This is a genomic window from Streptomyces sp. NPDC056161, assembly GCF_042268025.1.
Classification (GTDB): Bacteria; Actinomycetota; Actinomycetes; order Streptomycetales; family Streptomycetaceae; genus Streptomyces.
Window position 1 is genome coordinate 443546 of the sequence record NZ_JBHJUV010000001.1, and the last position, 7920, is coordinate 451465.

Below are 7920 nucleotides of genomic sequence, written 5' to 3' on the forward strand. Positions count from 1 at the left end.
GCTGTCACACCTGTGCGGCCGGGACGGCCACGTGGCCGGTGGACACCCCCCGGCACATGTGTCGTACCGCGTTCACCATGTCCTCGACGGCCTGTGAGACGTCGGTCGTGGCGAGACCCGGTCGTTCTCCGGTAGGCGACAGAGCGAGGGGTTCTCGTGCACATCCATCAGGTGGGCCCGGTGGCAGGCTGGATACCGGTGGCGCAGGCCGACCGTACGATCGCCCTGTCCTGGAACTCGGGCACGAGCGTACTGATCCTGGCGCTGGCCGAACTCCTGCTCCTGGTATGGCTGTTGCTGCGCCGACTCGCGCGCAGACAGGGAGGCTGGCGGCGCACCTGGCGCCGGCTGCGCCGCCAGGTGCGCCTCACCCGCAGGGCCTTCTCCGAACCGGTGCGGGAGTTCCTGCGCTTCCGCGCGGCCATACGGCGGCTGACCCGCCTGCTGGCCGCCCAGGGCACCGGAGCCGTCGCCCACCACGCGCTCGACGGCGTCGACGGCGCCGTGCGTCCCACCGCCGCCGAGGCATTCGGCTTCGCGGTCACGGTCCGGCCCGCCACCCGGCGCAACGCCGGCGAGGTCGCCGTACGCGTCGCGGGCCGGGACGTGCCGCCGCCACCACAGCCGTGGCGGACCGACGGCGACCCGCTGGTCTGGTACGCCTCCGCCGTCGACGCGGCGAACCTCGCGCCCCGGCAGGCAGCCGCGTCCGACGCGGACGGGACGGCACGACCGCCCGCCGTGCCCAGGGTGCTGGTGCCGCTCGGTCTGAGCGCCGACGGCGTGGTCCTCCTCGACCTGCTGCGCGGGTCCCGCATCCTGAGCACCTACGGCGAGCACCGGGCCGTCCGCGCGTTCGTGCAGGCGGTGGCGGCCTATCTCGACCTGCCCGGCGGGTCGGCGCAGGTGTTGGTCACCCGTGGTGTGCAGCCGGGGTTCGACGGCCCCGACCTGGACTCGCTGCTGGACTCGCTGGCCGTGCCGGAACCCGGGCGGACCCGGCCGGTGGTCGTGGTGTGCGCGGCCCCGGACGACGAGCAGGCGGCGCGGCTGTCCGAGTTGGCGGGCGCCGGACTGCTGTGCGCCGTCGTCGTCGGCCCGATGTCCGCCCACCGGTGGGAGATCCGGGTCGACTCGCGCGGCCGGACCGAGACACCCGGCCTGGGCATCGAGACCGACGCCGGTCCGCTCGGCCCCGCCGTGGCCCGCGCCGCGCGCAGGAGCGGCGCGCGCAGGAGCGGCGCGCGCAAGCGGCGCGGCGGACAGCCGACGGCCGTACCCGCGGCCGTACCCGCGGGCGGACCGGCGGGCGGACCGACAGGGCCGTGGCCGCCCGCCGGACCGGACCCGCGCCACCCCGGGCCGCGGCCCGCCGTACCCGCGCCCCGCCCCTCCCTGACCGCCGTGCCCACCGTCCCCGCACCCGCGGCCCGGCCCACCCCGCAGGCCGGAACCGCGGTGCCCGGCGCCCGCCGTACCGACCGGGCCGGTACGGCGGCCCCGCACCCCTCCCTCCCGGCCGACGCGCCGCCCGTACCCGCCCCGGAACCCTTGGCTCCGGCCGTCCGTGACCTGTTCGCCGAACCGGAGACCACCGGCGTCCCGGCCGCCGGCACCCCTGACGCCGAATCCTTCGACATCCCCCGAGCCGAAAGGCGGAACGAGTCGTGAAGCTCCTCGTCACCACCGTCGACGCAGAGCGGCGGGAGCAGCGCGACGTACTCGTCAACGCCGCCGCCGCGACCTCCGTACGCCGACTGGCCCCGCACCTGCTCGCCGCGCACCGGGGGACCGCCCCCGAGGAGGCGGACGTTGCCCACGGGACCGAGGACGTCCCGCTCTACCTGGGCGACCGGCTGCTCGACCCCGACACCGTCCTGGCCTCCTCCGGCATCCGGGACGGCAGCACCCTGGGCCTCGGCCGGCCCGTGACCGGCAGCGCATCGGTCTACGGCCCCGCCCGTGACGAGATGCCCACGCCCCGGGCACCCGGCTCAGCCCCCGTGGTCGAGATCCAGGTGATCGGCGGCCCGGCGGCCGGCCAGGTCCATCACCTCGGCATCGGCACCCACTTGATCGGACCCCGGGCGGGCAGCTCCGTACGGCTGGCGGGCAAGGGCGTCCCCGCGGAGGGACTGCGCCTGACCGTACGCGCGGACGGCACGGTGCTCACCGTGCTGCCCGACGGCGACGGACAGGTCCGGCTCTCCCTCCCCGAGGCGCCGCCGCCCCGCCCGCGCGCCGACGTGGCGGCCCTGCCGCCGGAGCCCGACCCGAACCCCGAGGACCAGGAGCCCGACGACCTTCCCCGCGGCTGGACGCCCTGGGAACTCGACGGTGAACTCGTCGTCGGCGAGCACCTGTTGCGCGCGGCCCGGCCCACCCCGGCCGACGCCGCGGTGGTCGCGTCGCCGACGGCCGGCCTGGACTTCAACCGGCCGCCCCGGCTGCTGCCCCCGCTCCAGCCGGAGACCTTCCGGCTGCCCGGCCCGCCCGGACCCCCCAAACGCCGGCCCCTCCCCTTCCTGGTGATCATCGCGCCGATGTTCATGGGCGTGGCCATGGTCTGGATCTTCCATTCCTTCCTCTACATGGCGTTCATGGTGCTCAGCCCGGTCCTGGGCATCGGCAACTGGATCAGCGGACGGCGCGGCGGCCGCAAGGAGTACCTGGAGGGCGTCGCCAACTACCGGCTGCGCCGCGCCTCCCTGGAGACGGACGTCCGGGCCAAGGTCGACCACGAGCGGCGCGTGCGGATCGCCTCCGCCCCGGACCCGGCGGTCGTCGGACTGATGGCCGTCGGCCCCGGCGCCCGGCTGTGGGAACGCCGCCCGTCCGACCCCGACAACCTCGTCCTGCGCATCGGCACCACCCAGCAGCAGTCGCTGCTCCAGATCGACGACGGCGCCCGCGAGGACAACCACCGCAACGTCTGCTGGCAGATCCCCGACATGCCCATCGGCGTGGACCTCGCCGGCAGCCGGGTCGTCGGCGTCGCCGGCCCCGAGGAACCCGCCCGCGCGCTCGCCCGCTGGGCGGTGGCCCAGGCCGCCGTGCTGCACAGCCCGCGCGATCTGAAGATCTGTGTGCTCACCGACACCCAGACCGCCGACGCGTGGGAATGGGCCCGCTGGCTGCCGCACGCCCGGTCCGGGCTGTCCGCCTCCCAGGACAACGCACCCGTCATCCTGCTCGGCAACGACCCCGAGACCGTCGCCAACCGGGTCACCGAACTGATCAACGTCATCCGCCACCGCAACCAGGCCCAGCAGGCCACGCTGCGCGGCGCGCTGCTCAGCGAGCCCGACGTCCTGGTCGTCCTGGACGGAGCGCGCGAACTGCGCGACGTCCCCGGCATGGTCCAGGTCCTCAAGGAGGGTCCGACGCGCGGCATCCACCTGCTGTGCCTGGACCGCGAGGAGCGGATGCTGCCCGAAGAGGCCAGCGCGGTCGTGTCCATCGCCAAGGACACCCTGACGCTGCGCCGCACCGGGCTGCCCGACATCACCGGCATCCGCCCGGACTACGTCACCTCCGAGTGGGCCGAACGCCTGGCCCGCGGCATCGCCCCGGTGCACGACGTCACCCCGGACACCGGCGGCGGACTGCCCGACAACGTCTCGCTGCTGGACCTCCTGAACCTGGAGCCCCCGACCGCCGAAGAGGTGGTCCGGCGCTGGCACCGCCGTCCGGCCTCCACCTCCGCGCTGGTCGGCCAGGGCTTCGACCGTCCGGTCGCCTTCGACCTGGTCAAGGACGGCCCGCACGCGCTGATCGCGGGCACCACCGGCTCCGGCAAGTCCGAACTGCTGCAGACCTTCGTCGCCTCGCTCGCCGCGGTCAACCGCCCCGACGAACTGACCTTCGTGCTCGTCGACTACAAGGGCGGCAGCGCCTTCAAGGACTGCGTGCGGCTGCCGCACACCCTGGGCATGGTCACCGACCTCGACAGCCACCTCGTCCAGCGCGCGCTGGCCTCGCTGACCGCCGAACTGATCCGCCGCGAGCACATGCTCGCCACGGCGGGCGCGAAGGACCACCCCGAGTACCGGGCACTGCGCCGTCGCGACCCGAGCCTGCCGCCGATGCCCCGCCTGCTGCTGGTCATCGACGAGTTCGCCACCCTCGCCCGGGAGATCCCCGACTTCATCCCCGGCCTGGTCGGCATCGCCCAGCGCGGTCGCTCCCTCGGGCTGCACATGGTGCTGGCCACCCAGCGGCCCGCAGGCGTGGTCACCAGCGACATCCGGGCCAACACCAACCTGCGGATCTCGTTGCGCGTCACCGACGCCAACGAGAGCACCGACGTGCTGGACGTACCGGACGCGGCGAGCATCTCCGCGGCCACCCCGGGGCGGGCCCTCGTGCGGCTCGGGCACCGCTCGGCGATGAGTTTCCAGACCGCCTACGTGGGCGCCCCGCGCCCGCAGAGCGGGACCGCGCCCACCGCCGGCCCGGCGGACGGATCCGGTCGGGAGCCGGCCGAGCGGACCGGACCGCGGCCCGAACCCTCCGGACTCTCCGGACTCTCGGAACTCTCCGGACTCTCCGGACTCTCCGGACTCTCCGGACTCTCGGAACTCTCCGACGAGGACACGGGACTGTGGATGACCCCGCTGTCCTGGCAGGGCCTCGGCCGCCATGTGCAGGCACCCGAGGAGGCCGAGGACGAGTTCGCCTTCCTCAAGGACGAAGAGGGGCCGACCGACCTGATGGCGCTCGTCGACGCGCTCCTGGAGGCGGCGCGGGCGTCCGGCCACCAGCCGCAGCCCAGCCCCTGGCTGCCGCCGCTGACCGACAGCCTCACCCTGTCCGACCTGCCGGAACCGGCGGCCCCCAGCGGTGACGGACGGCTCGTCCCGGCCGCCTGGGCACGCGAGGACCTGCCGCGGCACCAGGCGCAGCCGCCGGTGTTCCTCGACCTGAACACCTTCCCGCACCTGTTCGTCCTGGGCATGCCGCGCTCGGGCCGGTCGCAGACGCTGCGCACCATGGCCAGCGCGCTCGCCCGCGCCAACTCCTGCGCGGACCTGCACTACTACGCGATCGACGCGGGCGGCGGCGCGCTGGCGGCGCTCTCCGCGCTGCCGCACACCGGCGCCGTGGTGCCGCGGGCCGACCTGGAACGCATGGGCCGGCTCCTCAACCGGCTCACCGCCGAACTCGTACGCCGTCAGGAGCTGATGACCGCACACTCGGCCGGCAACATCACCGAGCTGCGCGCGGCGCTGCCCCCGAACCGGCGCCCGGCCCACCTCGTGCTGTTCATCGACGGCTGGGACACGCTGAGCGCGCTGGTCGGCGAGATCGAGGAAGGCCGCATGGTCAGCCAGGTCGCGATGCTGCTGCGGGAGGGCGCGGCGGTCGGCGTGCACGTCGTAGCCACCTCCGAACGGGCCCTGATGGCCGGACGGATCGCCGCGCTGAACGACAACAAGCTGCTGCTGCGGATGAACGACGTCAGCGACTACACCATGAGCGGCATCCCGCGCGAGCAGATCCCCTCCGTGATCCCGGCCGGGCGCGGCTTCCGCACCGACACCGGCAGCGAGTTGCAGATCGCCGTGCTGCCGGGCGGTCTCGGCGGTCCCGAACAGGCCGAGGCGCTCCAGCGGATCGGCAAGGAGGCCGCCGCCCGGGACCTGGGCGTGCCCGCCTCGGCGCGGCCCTTCCGCGTCGAGACACTGCCGATGACGATCAGCTTCAAGGAGGCGTACGAGCGTGTCGGCACGACGCCGCGCGGCCCGCTGACCGCGATGCTGGGACTCGGCGGCGACGACGTGGCTCCCGTGTGGGTGGACTTCGCCGGTGTCGCCTCGACGTACACGATCGTCGGGCCGCCCGGGTCCGGCCGCAGCACCGCGTTGCTCTCCCTGGCGGCGTCCCTGGTGCGCTCCGGGACCGGCGTGGTGGCCCTCACCCCCCGTGAGTCGCCGCTGCGCGGCCTGGAAGGCCACCGCAAGGCGGTCGTGCTGCCCTCGCCCACCCCGAGCGAGCAGGACCTGCGGGCGGCACTGGAGAGGGTCGGCGGCGTCGCTGTCGTCATGGTGGACGACGCCGACCTGCTGTCCATGTCACCGGTGGACGGCATGCTGCGGGACATCGCCTCCTCCGGCCGCGACCGGTCCCTCGGCCTGGCCGTCGCCGGTCCCGCCGAGGCGCTGGTGTCGCCGCTCAGCACCTGGATCGGCCAGGTGCGGCGCTCGCGCAAGGGGCTGCTGCTGTCGCCGCAGACCATCGGTGAGGGCGACGTGCTCGGTGTGCGGCTGCCGCACAACCTGATCCGGGCGAACCGGGTTCCGGGCCGGGCCCTCACCGTCGACGACGCGGGGGCCCTGATGACCGTCCTGGTGCCGGAGACCGAGGCCGGCGACGCGCGCTGAGGCGCGGCGGGAACGCAGGACAGGACGGGAACTCAGGGCAGGACGGGAACGCGGGACGGGAAGGCGGGACGGGAAAGGGGCGCCGCGTCGAGCGGCGCCCCTTCTGCGTGCCTTCTGTGTGTCTTCCGTGTGCCCCGGCGGGCGAGCCGGTGCTACTTGCCGTCGCCCCTGATCTGCGCGGCCATCGTGTTGTCCATGTCGTCGATCTGGGTCTTGATCGCCTTGAACTGCTTGGCGAAGTCCTCGATCTTGGCGACGATCTGGGTCAGCTGGCCGGTGAACTGCTCGTAGGCGTGCTGCATGGCCGGGCTGGTCTGCTGCAACCACAGACCGTCGGTGAGGAGGGTGTCGACCGACGACTTCAGGTCCATCAGCTGCGGGTTGATGGTCGTCACCGCGTGTTGCAGCCGGGTGGAGACGGATTCGATCTGGCCGTACTGGAGCTGCACGTTGTTGCTGGGCATGAGGGTTCCTCGGTCCGTGTCGCCGACCAGGGCGGCCGGGGGTGTCTGGGGGTGTCGGGTGAGTGTGCTGGGGGTGTGTCAGACGGTGCTGCCGACGGAGGTGTTCGAGTGCTGGGAACCTCCGGGGTCGTTCTTGTCGTCCTTGCCGTCACCGTCGGTGTCGGTGGCCTCCGGGTCGTTGTTCGTCCACTGCGGGTCGTCGGACTTGAGGCCGGAACCGGTGTAGCTCGACGTGTCGACGGTCTTGCCGTCCTTGTCGGTGTTGGTCACGATCTTGCTGCCGTTGCCGTCCTTGTCGCCGTGCACCTCGATGACCGTCTTCGACCCGTCGGTGTGGGTGACCGTCGTCGTGTAGTTGTTCTCGTCCCAGTGGTCGGTGTGCTCGTGGTACGAGAGGCCACCGCCCATGTCGTCGATGGTGGTGTCGGTCGACTTCAGATTGCCGTGGGAGTCGAAGGTCGTCTGGGTCGAGTTGTGGACCTTGTTCGTGCCGTCACCGTCGTGGAGGTACTCGTAGCCGCCGGGTTCGAGACCCGGAGGTTTCGGGGCGTTCGGGTCATTGGGGTCGGCCAGCTTCTGCTTCTTCAGGTACGGGTTGCCGTTCTCGTCCCAGGCGTGGACGAGGATTTCCTGCTCCGTCATCCACTTCCAGCTGTCGTATGCCTTCTTCTTCATGTCCCACGCGCTGTGATACCAGGCCGCGGCCTGGATGTTCGCCTGGGTGGCGAAGCTCGCGTCCAGCTCGAACCACTTCTGGGACGCACCCTTGTAGGTGCCGCTCAGGCTCTCCAGCAGCTTCCTGGCATTCTCCCAGGGGCCCAGCCACTGGAAGAGGAAGTGGTTCGCGGCGCCGAACGCCCCGCCGAGTTCGGCCCGGCTGTAGAAGGATTCATGGCCCATCAGCCGCGAGTCCGCGAGCTGGTCCTTGAGTTTCTCCGTGTCGGCGGCCAGCACCCTCAGCAACTCGTAGTCGATCGCTACGTCGAAGTCCGGCATGTCCTCTCCCTCCGGTCACCTGACCGACACCCGGCCGCCCATTGACACGTGCGTTGGCGGCATATGTGTCCCGCCCT

4 protein-coding genes are annotated in these 7920 nt (G+C 72.8%); 2 read left to right on the forward strand and 2 right to left on the reverse strand.

Features of this window, described 5'->3' with window-relative positions; all coding sequences use genetic code 11:
• Window positions 1-180: 180 nt before the first annotated feature.
• On the forward strand, window positions 181-1671 hold the full coding sequence (locus ACFC09_RS01955; RefSeq protein ID WP_376522783.1) for a hypothetical protein: 1491 nt from the start codon (window positions 181-183) through the stop codon (window positions 1669-1671).
• Window positions 1668-6383, forward strand: coding sequence for an FtsK/SpoIIIE domain-containing protein (locus tag ACFC09_RS01960; RefSeq protein WP_376522785.1), 4716 nt, complete (start codon window positions 1668-1670; stop codon window positions 6381-6383). The genes ACFC09_RS01955 and ACFC09_RS01960 overlap by 4 nt, the downstream gene beginning before the upstream one ends.
• A gap of 152 nt (window positions 6384-6535) precedes the next feature.
• Here ACFC09_RS01960 and ACFC09_RS01965 read toward each other — a convergent pair whose 3' ends face one another.
• Complete coding sequence (locus ACFC09_RS01965; RefSeq protein WP_376522786.1) at window positions 6536-6847, reverse strand: WXG100 family type VII secretion target; 312 nt, start codon at window positions 6845-6847, stop codon at window positions 6536-6538.
• Between the two features lie 78 nt (window positions 6848-6925).
• Entirely contained in the window at window positions 6926-7843 is a 918-nt protein-coding gene (locus ACFC09_RS01970; protein ID WP_376522789.1) for a hypothetical protein, read from the reverse strand.
• Window positions 7844-7920: the final 77 nt, after the last annotated feature.